Genomic DNA, 16,429 nt, shown 5'->3' with positions numbered 1-16,429 from the left:
TTTCGACTTCGACGCTAGGCAGCGGGCCGCCCCCGCCCAACGGGGTTCGCTCCCCCATCCGCACCGGCCGCCCCGGGGGCGGGGGACATAGGGGATCCCCTCCGCATAGGGGAAAGGCCCCTCATCTGCGGATATGGGGCCTCGATCGGTAACGAAGGCGTCGAGGTCGACGACACTGAGAGCATCGGCGGTACCGAGGTGACCGCCCTTGATGACCGGGCGCGAGCGCCCCGACGACACGGGAGATGCACCATGGCGACAGGACTCGGACTGACCGTCGGTTCGACGAATTCGGTGGCGGTCACCGACTCGCTGGCCGGGTCGGGCGGGGGCGCGCTGGCCGGGTCGGGCGGGGGCGCGCTGTCCGGGTCGGGCGGGGGCGCGCTGTCCGGGTCGGGCGGGGGCGCGCTGTCCGGGTCGGGCGTGGGTGCGTCGACGATCACCGTGCCCACCGCGCTCACGCTGGGCGAGACCGGCCCGGTCCTGTTCGGGGGCTCCCCGGCCGGCGCGGTGATCTCCGGCTACGCGGACCGCGTCGGCGACCCGGTACCTCTGATCGCCGACGACGGCAGTGCGCACGCCGGCGCGGCTCTCGTCGCGACGACCATGCGCGCACTCGCCGACGAGTCGGCGCCGGCGGACGCGGTGACAGCGGCGCACCCGGCCGCGTGGTCCGAGTACCAGGCCGACGTGCTCTCGGCCGCACTCGTCGATGCGGGGCTGCCCGGCGTCACCCTGGTTCCGGAGCCGGTCGCCGCGGCGGCGTGGCTGCGCCACACCCATCCCGGCATCGACGACTCGCCCGTCGTCGTCTACGACCTGGGTGCCGGTTCCCTCGACGTGACCGTGGTCCGGCCGGGTGAGCAGCCCGAGATCCTCGGCACGCCGCTGCGGTCGGAGGACTTCTCGGGCGCCCGTTTCGATCATGCGACGCTGCGCCACGTCCTCGACGCGATGGCGGTCGACGCGGACGGGATGGATCCGTTCGACGCCGCCACCGTCGCCGCGCTCGCGGAGCTGCGGAGCCGGTGCCGGGTGGCGAAGGAAGCGCTGTCGTCGGACACCGACACCGTGATCGCGGTGGATTTGCCGGGCGTGCACACCGACGTCCGGCTCGTCCGGGAAGAACTCGAGGAACTGATTCGCGAGCCGATCGCGGAATCGGTGAACGTGGTGCACGAGGCGGTCCGCGGCGCCGGGCTCGAGTTGTCGGACATCGGTCTGGTCCTGCTCACCGGCGGCGGGGCCGCGATCCCGCTGGTCACCGAGTCGCTCTCGACGACTCTGCGTCTGCCGCTGGTGGCCGACATCGACCCGACGAGCACGGCCGCGGCCGGAGCAGCGGTGCTGGCGGCGGAACTCGCGGCGGCACCCGCCGCACAGGACACGGCGGTGCTCGCCGCGCTCGGCGCGGTGCTGCCGGCCGCCGCGGCGCACGGTGCGGACGACGCTCCGACCTCGACGCTCACGCCGATCGCGTCCCCCGCGCCCGCTCCCGCACCGGCTCCCCGGCGCCGCGGCGGCGGACTGCTCACCCCGAAGCGGACGGCACTGGTGACGGCGGCCGCCGCCGCGATCGCCGTTCTCGCGGCCGGCGGTCTCGCGCTGGGCACCGGCGCCTCGACCCCGACGTCCGGGTCGCCGTCCACGGGCGACGCGACGTCCTCGCAGACGACCACCGACGCGACCGCCCCCGGGTCCGTCGCGGCCACCGTGAATCCGGACGGATCGCTCGCTCCGGCTGCGGGTTCCGGGTCCACCCAGGCAGGCGCGTCCGCCGGTGCGTCGGCGGGGACCGGCTCCGGGTCCGCGGCGCAGCCGGTGAACGCCGCGAACCCGACCGCCGCCGGTGCACCGGCGGGTGCGGCCGCCGCGGCGACACAGGCCGGAGCGGCGGCGCCCGCCGCCCCGGCCGCCACCGTGCCCGCCGCACCGGCGGCCACCGTGCCGGCCGCCACTGTGCCCGCTGCCACCGCACCCGCCGTCAGCCAGCCGACCGTCGACGGCGGCCAGATCGCGACTGGGGTCGGGGAGGGCGTCGGCGGCGTGGTCAACGGCGTCGGCCAGGGTGTCGGCGGCGTGGTCAGCGGCGTCGGCCAGGGTGTCGGCGGCGTGGTGGGCGGCCTCGGTGAGGTCGTGAGCGGCGTCGGCGGCGTCGTCGGTGGGCTCGCGGGCAACTAGAGACCCACGAAGCCAGCCACCGTGAGGGAGAAGAGAATGCAGGCACAGCTGGTGCCTCCGGCTCCGGCAGCCGCGACCACGCCCGCAGCCCGGGCCCTGCTCGACGGCGTGCGAGTGGGCAACCCGCACATGCTGCTCCGCGGTCCCGCGGGCACCGGGAAGTCGGCGCTGCTCACGCTGGTCCGCGAGCGCGTGCCCGGCCCGGTGATTCCCGGCCCGGTCGCGGTGACCGAGGCGCAGCCGGGGGACGCGGTGATCGTCGACGACGCCCACCTGCTCTCGCCGAGCGGGCTGGCGGCGCTCACCGAACTGTCCGCCCGGCCCGACGTCACCGTTGTCGTCGCGTCGGAGCCGCGGCCCGGCAACGCCGGGCTGCGCGCCCTGACCGCCGCGCTCGACGGAACCGTCGCGCTCGGGTTCCTCGGCGCTCGGGACGTGGCCGCGCGCGCGGATCTGATTCTCGGAGCGAGCCTTCCGACCCAGCTGGTGGCCATGATCCACCGTCTGTCCGGCGGTGTGCCCCGGTGTGTCGACGCCGCCCTGACGGCGCTGCGGGACGCGCCGGCCGCGGCCGCCGCCGACCGCACCGTCACCACCGCGATTGCCGCCTGCCACTCCGAGGTCCTCGGGGCGATGGACCCGGAACTGCTGTGCGCGCTGGCCCTCGCCACGACGGGTACCGGCCTCGACGCGACCGAACTCGCCCGCGTGGTCGGCCTTCCGGGGGACGGCGGACGGGACCTGCTCGAGCGGGCCCGGGCGTGCGGGCTGCTCCAGCAGTCCGACGTCCTGCTGGCGTCGGCCGCCGAACCGCTACGTGCGACGCTCGGCGCCCAGCGCCTGACCGGGCTGCACCTGGAGTCGCTGCGCGTCAAACGCGACCTCGGCTCCCTCGACCTCCCCGCCGCCCGGGCCTATGCCGCAGCCGGGGTCACCGATCCGGCTCTCGCCGAGTATCTCTGCAGCCAGGCAGTTCTCGCGGAAGCCCGACTGGCGACCGCGCTGTACGAGGAGGCGGTGTGGGCCGGCGCCGACGCCGACGCTCTCGCGCTGCGCCGCGCCGAAGCGGCCGGCCTGTCCGGCGATCTGGACACCGCGGCCAGGCTCGCGGACGGCCTGCTCGAACGGGCCGCCGACACGTCCCCCGCGGATCTCGCCGCGGCCGTGCGGATCGCGGCGGCCGTCGCCGCGCACCAGGGCATGCTGGTGCGCAGCGCCGACCTCTACGAGTGGCTCGGACCGCACCGCACCGGTATCGACGGTCCCGTCGCCGAGATCGTCCTGCTGGCGACGGGACGCCCGGAGGCTGCTGCCGCCGCCGGTGGCGGATCCGCACTCGCGCCGCCCACGTCCTCGACCGCCGCCGAAACCCTGCTCGCGCAGGGACTGCGGCAGTCGTTCGAATCGTCCGCCCCGGTCGCACTCAATTCGTTGACGCGTGCGGTGTCCCTGTCCGCCACCGCCTTCCGGTCCAGGTTCCTCCCCGACAGCGCCGCCGCGTTGACGGCGCTGGCCGCGATGCACTGCGGCGAGCTCGCGCGGGCCCAGACCCTGTTGGTGCGAGCGACCGAGTCGGACGGCGACGGGGTGTACCGCGACCGGCACCGCCTGCTGGCCGCCTGGGTGTCGATGTTGCGCGGCGACCTCGAGGCCGCGACCGCGACCGTCGACACACTCTCCCCCGCGTTGGCGCCGCGGGACGCCCTGTTCGCGGCCGCGCTGCGCGTCGGCGTCGCGCGGCGCACCGGCGACATCGGGTCGCTGCACCAGTCGTGGGAGGGGGCCGGGCACGTCGTCGCGGAGCACTCCGTCGACCTGCTCAGCCTGCTGCCCCTCGGCGAACTGTGGCTCGCCGCAGCCCGATTGCAGGAGACGGACCGGGTGGCGCATCTGGTCGAGCAGGCCCGGGAACTGCTGACCCGGCTCGGCGAGCCCACGCTGTGGGGCACTCCGCTGCACTGGTACGGCGTGCAGGCGGCAATCCTCACCGAGACCCCGTCGGATCTCGTTCCCCACGCGCACGCGCTCGGCGTTGCAGCCGAGACCAGTTCGTACGCAGCGGGTCTGGCGCGGGCCGGCCGCGCCTGGCTGCGAGTGCTGCAGGGCGAACCCGATGCGGGCGAGGTGGAGAAGGCGGCACTGGAACTCGGCGTGATCGGGTTGCCGTGGGACGGGGCCCGGCTCGCGGGTGAGGCGGCCCTGCGGGTCACCGACACCGCGACCGCGACGGCCCTGCTGCAGTTGGCACGATCGCTGCGCCCGCTGCCTGCCGCCGCCACGTCCACAACCGAACGCGAGATCGGGTCGACGCTGACCGAACGCGAGTCCGACGTCGCCCGACTGCTCGTGACCGGTCTGACGTACCGGGACATCGGTTCCCGGCTGTTCATCTCCGCGAAAACCGTGGAACACCACGTCGCCAGGATCCGACGCCGGCTCGGCGCGCAGTCCCGCGCGGAGATGCTGTCCATGCTGCGCGCCATGGGGTACGGCGCGTAGGCTCACACCGGAACAGGGGGATTCGCGAGACGGCTGAAAGGTGGCCCCCATGCCGTACCAGGTCGGCGTTTTCGTAGGCAGTCTGTCCAAGTCCTCGATCAACCGCAGACTCGCGAAGGCGCTCGAGCGCCTGAGTACCGACACCGACCTCGAGCTGCAGGAGATCCCGATCGGCGACCTGCCGCTCTACAACCACGACTTCGACGCCGACTATCCCCCGGAGGGCACCGCCTTCAAGCAGGCGATCTCCCGGGTCGACGCACTGATCTTCGTCACCCCCGAGTACAACAGGTCCGTGCCCGGCGCCCTGAAGAACGCCATCGACTGGGGATCGCGCCCGTGGGGTCAGAACTCGTTCGCGCACAAGCCTTCCGCGGTGATCGGAACCTCACCCGGCAAGATCGGCACCGCGGTCGGCCAGCAGCACCTGCGCAGCATCCTGTCGTTCGTGAATTCCCCCGAACTCGCCCAGCCCGAGGCCTACATCCAGTACACCGAGGGGCTGATCAACGAAGCCGGCGAGATCACCGATCAGAGTGTCGCCGCCTTCGTGACCGACTGGCTGCAGAAGTTCGAGGTGTTCGTCGGAAAGGTCGTCACCGCCAACCCGAAATAGGGTCGCACGGTCCCGGTCTCCTCGCACCGCGGACGCGAGGAGACCGGGATTCGTGTCGTCAGCGTGCGAGGACGACGGCAGCTTCCGCGGTCAGCGACGAAAACGTCAGCGTCTCTTCCAGATACAGCGTCACCTCGGTGGCGGTGTGACTGTCGTATCCGATGGACAGGTCGACGCCGAGGGTGAGCTGGTTGTCGCCGCCGCGCATCGAGAGCACGTAACCCCCGGTGACCGCTGGCGCCCAGATGATTTGGTCTGCAAGGTCCTTCAGGTGGTGGAACACCGGATGACCCTCGTCGCGGGTCTCGCTGACGGCGGTGTAGGCGTCGGCGTCGAGGACCACGGCGTACGGCCCCTCCACACCGGCCAACCGCAACGCGGACAGCGCCGACGCCACCGCGTCCGGTACCGCGAGCGGATCCTCGGGAAGCTGGAGCACCGGGTTGCTCGACGACGGCCCCAGCCCGAGAATGCCCGCCTCCTCGTACCCCGCGAACACGGCGCGATCCTCCGCGAACGCGATCGCCTTCGCCGCGTCCTTGACCGGCTGCCAGTCCGAGTCGAGGGAGCCGCGCGCGACGTCGTCGATCTCCGCGCGGCTCAGGGTGAACGGGTAGCGCAGCTCGACCAGCGGGTGCACCTGCCGCAGCTGCGCACGAATCCTGCTGTCGGAGGACGGGATCGACTTGACCCGCCCCAGGTTGTGTGCGGAGTACGAGTACCCGTGCGGACCGGTGACGTCGACCACCCGCCGGCCGGCGACGTGACGCTTGAACGTCCGAGCGGCCTCCTCGCCGATCTGCTGCCACGCCGCCTCCGTCACGGGTGCGAGTTGGCGATGCAGATTGCTGGACTCGGTCATTGACTCACTCCTTTGAGATCACCGATGTTCAGGGACATTCCGTGGATGGTCGCCGACTCCGTCTCGACGGGCTCTGCGACGGGTTCCGCAACGGCCTCGGCCGCGGCGAGGGACTCGAGGACGTCGACGCTGGGGGCGAAGAACAGGGTTCCGGTCACCGCCGTCGAGAAGTCGAGGATGCGATCGTGATTGCCCGGCGGATCTCCGAGGAACATCCGCCGCAACATCTCCTCCGTCACCGAGGGTGTCCGCGCGTACCCGATGAAGTAGGTTCCGAACTCCCCGGCCTCGATGCTGCCGAACGCCATGTTGCCGCGCAGGATCTGCCGCTCCGTACCGTCCTCGTCGACGAGGGTGTTCAGCGCGACGTGCGAATTCGTCGGCAAGGTGTCGAGTTCGACGTTCTCGAGCTTCGTCCGGCCCACGACCCGCTCCTGGGCCTCGGTGCTGAGCCCGCCCCAGGCGTCGAGATCGTGCAGGTACTTCTGGACGATCACGTAGCTGCCACCGGCGAACTCCGGATCCTCGCCGCCGACGAGCGCCGCGTCGGCCGCCCCGCCCGCGACCGGGTTCTCGGTGCCGTCGACGAAGCCGAGCAGGTCCCGGGCGTCGAAGTAGCGGAAGCCGGTGACCGCGTCGACCACCGTGGCGGACTCGCCGAGCGCGGACCGGATCTGCCTGCCCAACTCGAAGCACAGATCCGCGCGGGAGGCCTTGACGTGGAACAGCACATCGCCCGGCGTCGCGGGCGCACGGTGCACGGGCCCCCGCAGGGGGACGAAGGGGTGCAGCTCCGCCGGTCGCGTCGACCGGCCCAGCCGGTCCCAGAAGTGGGGGCCGATCCCGACCACGCACGACAGTGAACCCTGCAACTGGCGGAACCCCACGGCCCGCACGAGGGACCCGACATCGGCAGCCACGTCGGCGACCTTCGCCGCGTCCGCCGGGTCCGGTCCGACGGTCACCACGAGGAACAGGGCCGAGGCACTGAGTGGTTCGAGAAGCGGCTGGGCAACCGGCGGGCTCATCTACTCTCCTGGACGTCGGCACGTTGTTCTGCCCGCCCGGCATGTGGCGGATCTCCCCGAGCCTAGGCTCGGGACAGACGATGCGCGGGGCGACAGGCCACGGCGCGCGGTGACAGGCCACAATCGGTGTGCACGCGACGCACCAGCACGACGGGAGAGCCGATGGCGGTCGCACACGGTATCGGGCTCGGTCTCGGCACCACCGAGGCAATCGCGGTCCTGCACGCCTCGGACGCACCGCCGACCGATCCACCGGTGCTCGTCGAGCCGATCGCAGCGCACGTGACGGCGGAGGCCGGGGAGCCCGCGGATGTCGTGGCCCACGCGACGGCGAGCCTGCTGGCGGCAGCGCACGCGCACTTCCCCGGCCTGCCCGCGGACACCGGTGTGGTCGCACTCCACCCGGCCCGCTGGGACGAGGCGGCCGTCGCCGCCGTCCGCGGCGCATTCGACCGCACCGGCCTGGCCGCCGTGGACCTGGTCCCGGACGCGGTCGCCGCCGTCGACTGGCTCCGCGCCGCACACGGGCCCCTGACCGACGGGGTGGTCGCGGTGTGCGATGCCGACGCGGAGGGCCTGACCGTGTCCCCGGTCGTGGTCGGCGCCGAGCCGCCGCGGCTGCTTCGGCCCTCGACGTTCTCGGTTTCCGACCTCGAGGCGACACTGCACGACCCGCACGGCGGCGGGCCCGCACCCGTGGAGACCGCGCTGCGCGCCCACGACCTGGACCCGGATCGGTTGCGGTCGGTGCTCCTGACCGGAGCCGGGGCCACGACGCCGCCGATGTCGGAGCTGGCCGGGACCCTGTCCGTTCCGGTGTGGACGACGCCGCACCCGGACCGGATCGCCGTCCACGGTGCGGCGGTCCTCGCGGCGTCCGGGGTCGCCGGGTCCGTCCCACCGCCCGCGGTCGCCGCCACACCCGACGATGACGCCGACACCGACGCGTTTCCGGTGGTGGCCGCGCCTGCGACCCCGACCGCGTTCACCGAGGCCGGGCCGGGGAGCGCGGTGACGCCGCTCGCGACGGGCGGCGCCACCCGCAACCGCGTCGCACTCGTCACCGCGGGAGTCGGCGCGGCGCTGGTCGTCACCGCTGTCGCCGCGGGGGCCGTGCGGTGGATGTCCGGCGGCACCGCAGGCACGCCCCTTCCGCAGATCGAGTCGGTCACCACGACGACGATGACGCCCGCGGCGACGACACCGGCTCGCACCACCCCACGCGCCGAGATCGGATTCCCGACCGTCGACCCGACCACGTGGCGGCCGCCGACGACGACCACGCCGCAGGTCGTGGCCACCACGCCCCCGCAGGTCGTGGCCACCACGCCCCCGCCGGTGGTGACGACCACGGCTCCGCCCACCCCCACGGTGACGACCACGGCCGAAGACACGCGGACCCGCGAGGACACCCCGTCCGACGAGAGCACGACGCCCGACGACGACGCGACGCCGACAACGGGACCCACCGAGAACGCAACAACCGAGGAGGAAGAGGAGGAACTGACGCCGCCACTGCTGCCCGAAGGGGAAACCGGCACCCCCTGAACGCCGTCACCTGCAACTACGGACGGTGCCACGATTGTTCACCTATGGTGGGTCGCTGACACCCGTCCGAAACGTACGAAGGGTTTCCATGCGTTTGCCGCTGGCGCTGCGCGCCGCCATCCTGGCCACTGCTTCACTGCTGACAGTCGGCGTCCTCGCGCACGCCGCGCCGCGTGAACCCCTGGTGACCGAGCAGCAGGCGCAGCAGCTGCCGCCGGAACTCGTCGAAGCGATCGCCCGGGACCTCAAACTCACGCCGCAGCAGTACCTGGAACGGGCCGAGCTGGCGCAGCGGCTGAGCAGCTACGCCGACGGCCTGCGGGCGTCGGAGCCGACCACGTACGCCGGATCGTGGGTCGCCACCGACGGCCGTCCGATCGTCGCGGTCACCACCACGGAGGCCGCGCAGAAGGTCGCGGAGGACGGTTACGACACCCGCCTCGCCTCCACGTCCGAACAGCAGCTCCAGGGCTCGCTGGCCCAGCTGAACCGGTGGATCACCACACTGCCGCAGGACGTGGCCTCGCAGGTCAACTCGACGTCGATCGACCTGATGAACAACAGGATCGTCATCGACATCGTCAACAGCCCGATCGGGCAGGCGCTGAACCTGCCGACGCTGGTCGCGCAACTGCAGGTCGTGCTCTCCCCCGATCGCGGCGGCCCGGTCGATCCCCGGCCCCAGGGTGGCGACACCTACATCACCACCGCGACACCGCTGAACTCGTCCACCCCGCCCACCGAGATCGGGGTGTGCTCGTTCGGGTTCAACGCCGTGGGCAGCGACGGTGCGGCCTACAACCTCAGCGCCGGCCACTGCGACCCGGTGCAGGAACAACCGGCAGCGAACGTCGGCTCGCCCGTCTACCTGCCGAACGTCGAGGACGTCGCGCGCAGCATCCAGGTCGGCAGTTTCGCGCACTCCGAGATGGGCATCGCGGCCGACGGGCTCGACTACTCGGTGATCGAACTGAACTCCGCCGGTGTCGGCGCCGGTCTCGACCAGCCGACGGTGCGCGGCGCGAACGGCACGACCGTGACGGTGACGGGCACCGCGCGTCCGGTGGTCGGCGCCCCGATCTGCAAGTCCGGCCAGACGTCGGAGTTCACCTGCGGAATCATCCTCGCCGACTCCGTCGAGGCCCCGCTGGCGATGTCGGACGGCTCGGTGCGCCTGGTCCGCGGCTTCGCCGGGTCGACGTGCACGCTCAGCGGCGACAGCGGCGGCGCGATCGTCACGGGTACCCGCGCCCTCGGCATCACCTCTGGGTCGAACGCGAGCGGCGCCCCGAACTGCACGGAGGCGAACCTCGTGCTGGCCCTCGACGGCGGCACGGCGAGCATCGGCATCCCGATCGAGCAGGTGGTCGACCGCGCCAACAGCACCACCGGTCTCGGCCTGCAGGTCCGCGCGGCACCCAGCCCGTCCTGACCGGACCGCCGTCTTTTTCGCCTTGACGCCAGACATCTTCCGGCAATTTCGGACAACCCACGCGAAATCGGTGAGACGGTGCGCCGTCGCCGCCCCAGGCCATATAGTCGAGTACATTCGACACGGCCACCGGCGGTGGCCGCGTCGTGCCTGCATGCATGTGCTCCCCGAATGAAAGGTCCCCATGCGTAGCCACCGAGCGCGCCGAGCCCTCGAGACCGGCGCGCGCCGCGTCGCGATGATCGGCACGGCCGCCCTGCTCCTGTTGACCCCCGCTCTCGCCCACGCGGAGCCACCGGCGCCGACGACACCGCTGCCGGACGATCTGGTCGCCGCCATCCAGCGCGACCTCGGGCTCACCCCGGAGCAGTACCTCGCCAAGGCGGAGGCCGGCCAGAAGCTGGTCGCGTTCGCGAACGAACTGCGCGCCAACTTCCCGGACACCTTCGCCGGCGCCTGGCTCAACCCATCGGGCACTCCGCTGATCGGCCTCGCCGACGGACCCGGTGCGGACGCCGCCCGCGAAGCCGCCCAAGCCGCGGGGTACACCGTCAAGGACCTCCCCCGCAGCGAACGCACCCTGCAGGACCAGCTGTCCCAGGCGAACGACTGGATCGGCACGCTCCCGGCCCCGGTGGCCGGGCTCGTGAACGGCGCCGCCGTGGACGTCGTGAACAACAACCTCGTTCTGCGGGTCGCGGACACCCTCGACGTCGGGGGTCTGCAGCTGCCCGACTTCCTGCAGGGTGCCGTCATCGCGCTGCAGCCGACGCTCGGATCGGTCGCCCCCCAGGCCGTCGACAACGGCGGCGCGCCCGCCGACGCGATGCTCGGCGGCGACTCGTACGCCGCGGAGAACGCCGCCGGCGCGTTCCGCTGCTCGCTCGGCTTCAACGGCACGGATGCCGCCGGCGCGACCGTGAACATCTCGGCCGGCCACTGCGACCCGAACCGCAACGGAGGCGGCACCGCGCAGGTGTTCCAGATGACCGGCGACGGCGTCTTCGGCCCGCACATCGGCTACTTCTCCCGGACCAACCTCGAGGGCCACGACTTCTCGATCATCCGCGTCGACGACGCCGCCGCCTACCGGTTCCAGAACAATCTGGTCCGGGTGCCCGGACGGTCCCCGCTCCGCATCACCGGCACCGCGGATCCCGTCGTCGGCGCTCCGGTCTGCAAGTCCGGCCTCACCACCGGGTTCACCTGCGGCAACATCAACGCCGTCAACCAGACAGTCGACGTCGGCTCCCGCACCCTGACGAACGGGTTCTCCGCCAACATCTGCGCGCTGCAGGGCGACAGCGGCGGCACCATCGTCACCGGCGACCGCGCACTCGGCATCTCCAGTGCGTCCAATGTCGGCGACCTCAAGTTCTGCGAACTCGCGTCCGTCGTCACCACCGTCCTCGGCGACACGCCGCAGCTGTTCGCGACCCCGATCAACGTGATCCTCGCCGACAATCCCGGCCTGACGGTGCGCACCAGCTAGCGAACCGCCACGACGACGGGGCATCGGACGCGGATCCGGTGCCCCGTCGTCGTGATGTCTTCCGCTGTGCAAGTCCGCAGCGAACACCGGGCCCGAACGTGTGGCGCACCGCGACCCACCGGGTATCATGCCCGATGGCGTTGTCGGCGAATACGTTTCGCCGACGACAACGGCAGCTCGCGACAGTCCGGACGCGCCTTCGGCCGGGGTGGTTTCCTCCCCGAACAACGGCTCCGTGCGGACTGTCGTCGATTCCCGGTCGGGACAGGCAGTGGGGGATCAGCGTGCTGGAACATCGACCGATCACACAGCGTCGACCCGAGTCGACACAAAGGGGAGGACAACCCACATGGACCTCAGCAGCACACTCGACGGCATCGACAGCGAGACGTTGGACAGTCTTCTCAGCGTCGCGTTCGACGTGTTCGGATACGTCTTCACGATCGCCACCAACGTGGGCTCGTAGACCCCGAATCACACAGAAGGGCCCGCCACCGTGTCGACGGTGGCGGGCCCTTCCCCGTGTGCGAGGCGAATCAGGCGTAGACCGTGGTGCCGGGCGGCGCCAGCAGGGTCTGGCCCAGGCCGATACCGGCGGCGATGAGAGTCGGACCACCGACCACGATCGTCCCGATCACGCCGCCGATTCCGGCACCGGCGGGGACGGAGGCGAGGCCGACCGGTCCGCCGAGGAAGCCGAGTCCGCCCGCGATCGCACCGATGATGGTGCCCATGAGGCCGCCCGACGCCGTCGCGATCGCCAGCTGGGAGCTGAAGTTCTGCTGCGCCTTGAGGTTCTCCTCCGGGGAGGCGATGTCCTTGATCGCGAGGCCGGCGCCGTTGATCGGCTGCGCGGTGACGTCGCCGGAGATCGACTTGGCCTTGCCGAGGTCGAAGACGGGGGTCAGCGTCACGGTCTTGCCGTCCTCGCTGATCGTCTGCTCGACGGGGAACTGGAGGGTGTTGAGCTGGAAGGCGAGCGGCAGAACCACGACGGGCTTGCCGGTGCTGTCCCGAAGTTCGATGCTCGTGCCGTCCCCGGAGACCTTGAACGCGCCGGCATCGATGGTGGTGACGACGGAGTGGCCCTCGACGTTCGAGGTCCAGTCGATCGTCTCCGGAGCCGGGTCGGCGTGCGACGTACCGGCGCCGATGCCCAGCGCTGCTACCGCGAGCAGCGAGGTGGCGGCGAACTTCTTCATTCTCATACTGGGAATCCCCTCAGGAAGAGCGCTCATGTGGCGAGCAATGTCAGAGCAACAGGCGAACTTTAATCTGTGAACCGGCCGAGAACAATGACCATGAGCGTCAGTAAGGACACCCTTACCGATTTCTCAAAGTTACTGGTCAGTTGTCTAAGTTAGGCTCACCTGCACTGAGCACCCGCTAGGGCAGCCTTTACCGTGGGCGTCAGCACCACTGCGTCGCCGGAGCACTTCGGGGTGAATGCAGCCGGAACGCCGCTTGATCCACCATGCTACCGACGGGTAACTTACGGTGGCTTACCCTTGTTGCCGTTGCCGTTGGAGAAGGAAAGGCCGTGACATGAACGCCCTGACGATCACGTTGGGCACGATCGGCGTACTGCTCAGCCTCGTGTGCTGGGCCTCGTTCCTGAACGGGGCCTGGACCATGGGCAAGACAGTCATGATCGGACAACCCGCCCCCGACCGCTGGCGCCCGTTCTTCCCCCGCATCAAGCAGATGATCGTCGAGTTCATCGCGCACACCCGGATGCAGAAGTTCCGCACCGTCGGCTGGGCGCACTGGCTCGTGATGATCGGCTTCCTCGGCGGCTTCCTGCTGTGGTTCGAGGCCTACGGACAGACGTTCGACCCCGAGTTCCACTGGCCACTCTTCGGCAACACCTGGGTCTGGCACCTGTGGGACGAAATCCTGGGCATCGGCACCGTCGTCGGCATCGTGACGCTGATCGTCCTGCGGCAGCTGAACCACCCGCGCGTGCCCGAGCGGCTCTCCCGCTTCAGCGGCTCGAAGTTCGGCCCGGCCTACTTCGTCGAGATCGTCGTCCTCGTCGAGGGCCTCGGCATGATCTTCGTGAAGGCCGGCCGGATCGCGATGACCGGTCACTCGAACCCGTGGACCGACTTCTTCACCATGAACGTCGCGAAGCTCCTGCCCGCCAGCGCGGTCATGGTCTCGGTCTTCGCGTTCGTCAAGCTGATGTCCGGCATGATCTGGCTCCTGGTCGTCGGCCGCAACATCACCTGGGGCGTCGCATGGCACCGCTTCTCGGCGTTCCCCAACATCTACTTCAAGCGTGAGGACGACGGCGGCGTCGCCCTCGGTGGCGCGAAGCCGATGATGAGCAAGGGCAAGGCCCTGACGATGGAGAACGTCGACCCCGACACCGACACCCTCGGCGCCGGCCGGATCGAGGACTTCTCCTGGAAGGGCTGGCTGGACTTCACCACCTGCACCGAGTGCGGTCGCTGCCAGTCGCAGTGCCCGGCCTGGAACACCGGTAAGCCGCTGTCGCCGAAGCTGCTGATCATGTCGCTGCGCGACCACGGCTACACCAAGGCCCCCTACCTGCTGGCCGGCGGCCGCAAGGACATGGGCGGCGACGAGGTCGGCCTGGTCGACGCCGAGGGCAACGTGAACGAGGCCGCCCTGGCCAAGATCCCCGAAGCCGCGCGCCTCGAGGCCGAGCGCAAGCTGGTCGGCGAGACCGCCGAACTGGTTGCAGCCGGTGAACAGGCCCCCGTCATCGACCTCGAGACCCTGTGGTCGTGCACCAACTGCGGTGCCTGCGTCGAGCAGTGCCCCGTCGACATCGAGCACGTCGACCACATCATCGACATGCGCCGCTACCAGGTGCTCATCGAGTCGGAGTTCCCCTCCGAGCTCGCCGGCCTGTTCAAGAACCTCGAGAACAAGGGCAACCCCTGGGGCCAGAACTCCAAGGACCGCCTCAACTGGATCTCCGAGATGGACTTCGAGATCCCGGTGTTCGGCCAGCACGCCGAGACGTTCGACGACTACGAGTACCTCTTCTGGGTCGGCTGCGCCGGCGCCTACGAGGACCGCGCCAAGAAGACCACCAAGGCCGTCGCCGAGCTGCTCGCCACCGCGGGCGTGAAGTTCATGGTCCTCGGCGCCGAGGAGACCTGCACCGGCGACTCCGCTCGCCGCGCGGGCAACGAGTTCCTGTTCCAGCAGCTCGCCATGCAGAACATCGAGGTGCTGAACAACGTCTTCGACGGCATCGAGGAGTCCAAGCGCAAGATCGTCGTCACCTGCGCCCACTGCTTCAACGCCCTCGGCAACGAGTACCCGGAGGTCGGCGGCCGGTACGAGGTCATCCACCACACGCAGCTGCTCAACCGCCTCGTGCGCGCCAAGAAGCTGATCCCGGTCGCGTCGGTGCAGCAGGACGTCACCTACCACGACCCCTGCTTCCTCGGCCGTCACAACAAGGTCTACGACGCGCCGCGTGAGCTGATGGCCGCGACCGGCTCGACACTCAAGGAGATGCCGCGTCACGGCGAACGGTCCATGTGCTGTGGTGCCGGTGGTGCCCGCATGTGGATGGAGGAGCAGCTCGGCAAGCGGATCAACATCGACCGCGTCGACGAGGCGCTCTCGACCGATCCGAAGAAGATCGCGACCGGCTGCCCGTTCTGCCGCGTCATGCTCACCGACGGCGTCACCGCGCGCCAGGAGTCGGGTCAGGGCGAGGGCGTCGAGGTCGTCGACGTCGCGCAGATGATGCTCGAGTCCGTCACCCGGCTCGATCCGGCGCAGCTGACCGAGAACCTCGTGGTCGTGCAGACCCCGCGGACCAAGGTCGAAGCCGCAGTCGTGACCGAGGCGGTCGCCGAGGTCCAGGAGGCCGAGCGGGTCGAGGAGGTCGCGTCCGCGGCCGCCGCACCGGTAGCGCCGAAGGCCGGCGGACTGCAGATGAAGGGCGGCCTCAAGGCACCCGGCGGTCCGAAGGCACCCGGCGGCGCCGCTGCCCCGGCGGCGAAGGCCGGCGGACTGCAGATGAAGGGCGGCCTCAAGGCACCCGGCGGTCCGAAGGCACCGGGCGGTGCGGCCCCGGCCGCGGAGGCCCCCGCCGCCGCTCCCGCCGCGAAGGCCGGCGGACTGCAGATGAAGGGCGGCCTCAAGGCACCCGGCGCGAAGCCGGCGGCTCCGGCCGCGGAGGCACCCGCGGCTCCCGAACCGCCAAAGGCCAAGCCCGGCGGACTCCAGATGAAGGGCGGCCTCAAGGCTCCCGGTGCGAAGGCGCCGGGCGCGAAGACTGCCGCTGCGGCTGAAGCACCGGTCGCCGAGGCTCCGGCCGCGGCTCCCGAACCGCCCAAGGCCAAGCCCGGCGGACTCCAGATGAAGGGCGGCCTCAAGGCTCCCGGCGCGCGGACGGCGGCTGCCCCGGCAGCTGCGGCTCCTGCTCCGGCCGCGCCCGCCGAGGTTGCACCGGTCGCCGAGGTTCCCGCACCGGCAGCCGAGGCGCCCGCACCGCCGCAGGCGAAGGCAGGCGGGCTCGGGTTCAAGGGCGGAGCAAAGGTACCCGGTGCCCGGCGGACTGCCGCTCCGGCAGCCCCCGCGGCGGCACCCGCCCCCGTCGAGGAGGCACCGGCCGAGGAGGCTGTGGTCGAGGAGGCTGTGGTCGAGGAGGCTGTGGTCGAGGAGGCCCCCGTCACCGAGGCTCCGGCACCGGTCGCCGAGGCCCCGGCACCGCCGCAGGCCAAGGCGGGCGCGCTGGGCTTCAAGTCGGGCGCCAAGGCCCCCGGCCGCAAGCAGTAGC

At 71.2% G+C, this 16,429-nt stretch carries 10 protein-coding genes; 7 read left to right on the top strand and 3 right to left on the bottom strand.

Features of this window, described 5'->3' with window-relative positions; genetic code table 11:
* Nucleotides 1-252: 252 nt before the first annotated feature.
* From ACFYVR_RS21930 to ACFYVR_RS21920, 3 genes are read left to right on the top strand one after another with little or no spacing between them, the layout of a single operon-like run.
* Complete coding sequence (locus tag ACFYVR_RS21930; RefSeq protein ID WP_387477087.1) at nucleotides 253-2,181, top strand: Hsp70 family protein; 1,929 nt, start codon at nucleotides 253-255, stop codon at nucleotides 2,179-2,181.
* A gap of 36 nt (nucleotides 2,182-2,217) precedes the next feature.
* Nucleotides 2,218-4,680, top strand: a complete 2,463-nt coding sequence (locus ACFYVR_RS21925; RefSeq protein ID WP_387477085.1) for a LuxR C-terminal-related transcriptional regulator — start codon at nucleotides 2,218-2,220, stop codon at nucleotides 4,678-4,680.
* A gap of 49 nt (nucleotides 4,681-4,729) precedes the next feature.
* The gene (locus ACFYVR_RS21920; protein ID WP_387477083.1) at nucleotides 4,730-5,296 is read left to right on the top strand and encodes an NADPH-dependent FMN reductase; all 567 of its coding nucleotides are present in this window, start codon (nucleotides 4,730-4,732) and stop codon (nucleotides 5,294-5,296) included.
* Nucleotides 5,297-5,354: 58 nt separating this feature from the next.
* Here ACFYVR_RS21920 and ACFYVR_RS21915 read toward each other — a convergent pair whose 3' ends face one another.
* Nucleotides 5,355-6,158, bottom strand: coding sequence for a family 1 encapsulin nanocompartment shell protein (locus tag ACFYVR_RS21915; protein WP_387477081.1), 804 nt, complete (start codon nucleotides 6,156-6,158; stop codon nucleotides 5,355-5,357).
* On the bottom strand, nucleotides 6,155-7,186 hold the full coding sequence (locus ACFYVR_RS21910; protein ID WP_387477079.1) for a Dyp-type peroxidase: 1,032 nt from the start codon (nucleotides 7,184-7,186) through the stop codon (nucleotides 6,155-6,157). The genes ACFYVR_RS21915 and ACFYVR_RS21910 overlap by 4 nt, the downstream gene beginning before the upstream one ends.
* Before the next feature lie 162 nt (nucleotides 7,187-7,348).
* Between ACFYVR_RS21910 and ACFYVR_RS21905 the strand changes: the two genes are divergently transcribed.
* From ACFYVR_RS21905 to ACFYVR_RS21895, 3 genes are all read left to right on the top strand, one after another.
* Complete coding sequence (locus ACFYVR_RS21905) at nucleotides 7,349-8,734, top strand: hypothetical protein (protein WP_387477077.1); 1,386 nt, start codon at nucleotides 7,349-7,351, stop codon at nucleotides 8,732-8,734.
* 88 nt (nucleotides 8,735-8,822) lie between these two features.
* Complete coding sequence (locus ACFYVR_RS21900; protein ID WP_387477075.1) at nucleotides 8,823-10,166, top strand: S1 family peptidase; 1,344 nt, start codon at nucleotides 8,823-8,825, stop codon at nucleotides 10,164-10,166.
* Nucleotides 10,167-10,350: 184 nt separating this feature from the next.
* Nucleotides 10,351-11,658 carry a S1 family peptidase gene (locus ACFYVR_RS21895; RefSeq protein WP_387477073.1) on the top strand — a complete coding sequence of 436 codons (1,308 nt, stop codon included), beginning with the start codon at nucleotides 10,351-10,353 and terminating at the stop codon, nucleotides 11,656-11,658.
* A gap of 536 nt (nucleotides 11,659-12,194) precedes the next feature.
* Here ACFYVR_RS21895 and ACFYVR_RS21890 read toward each other — a convergent pair.
* Complete coding sequence (locus ACFYVR_RS21890; RefSeq protein ID WP_387477071.1) at nucleotides 12,195-12,866, bottom strand: ammonium transporter; 672 nt, start codon at nucleotides 12,864-12,866, stop codon at nucleotides 12,195-12,197.
* A 337-nt stretch (nucleotides 12,867-13,203) separates the two neighbouring features.
* On the opposite strand from ACFYVR_RS21890, the gene ACFYVR_RS21885 reads away from it, so the two are divergent.
* Nucleotides 13,204-16,428 carry a (Fe-S)-binding protein gene (locus ACFYVR_RS21885; RefSeq protein WP_387477069.1) on the top strand — a complete coding sequence of 1,075 codons (3,225 nt, stop codon included), beginning with the start codon at nucleotides 13,204-13,206 and terminating at the stop codon, nucleotides 16,426-16,428.
* The last annotated feature ends 1 nt before the right edge of the window (nucleotide 16,429 follow it).

Source organism: Rhodococcus sp. NPDC003318, assembly GCF_042879035.1.
GTDB lineage: Bacteria > Actinomycetota > Actinomycetes > Mycobacteriales > Mycobacteriaceae > Rhodococcus_G.
The sequence above is the reverse complement of the archived record's forward strand: the minus strand, read 5'-3'. Positions and strand labels throughout refer to the sequence as shown.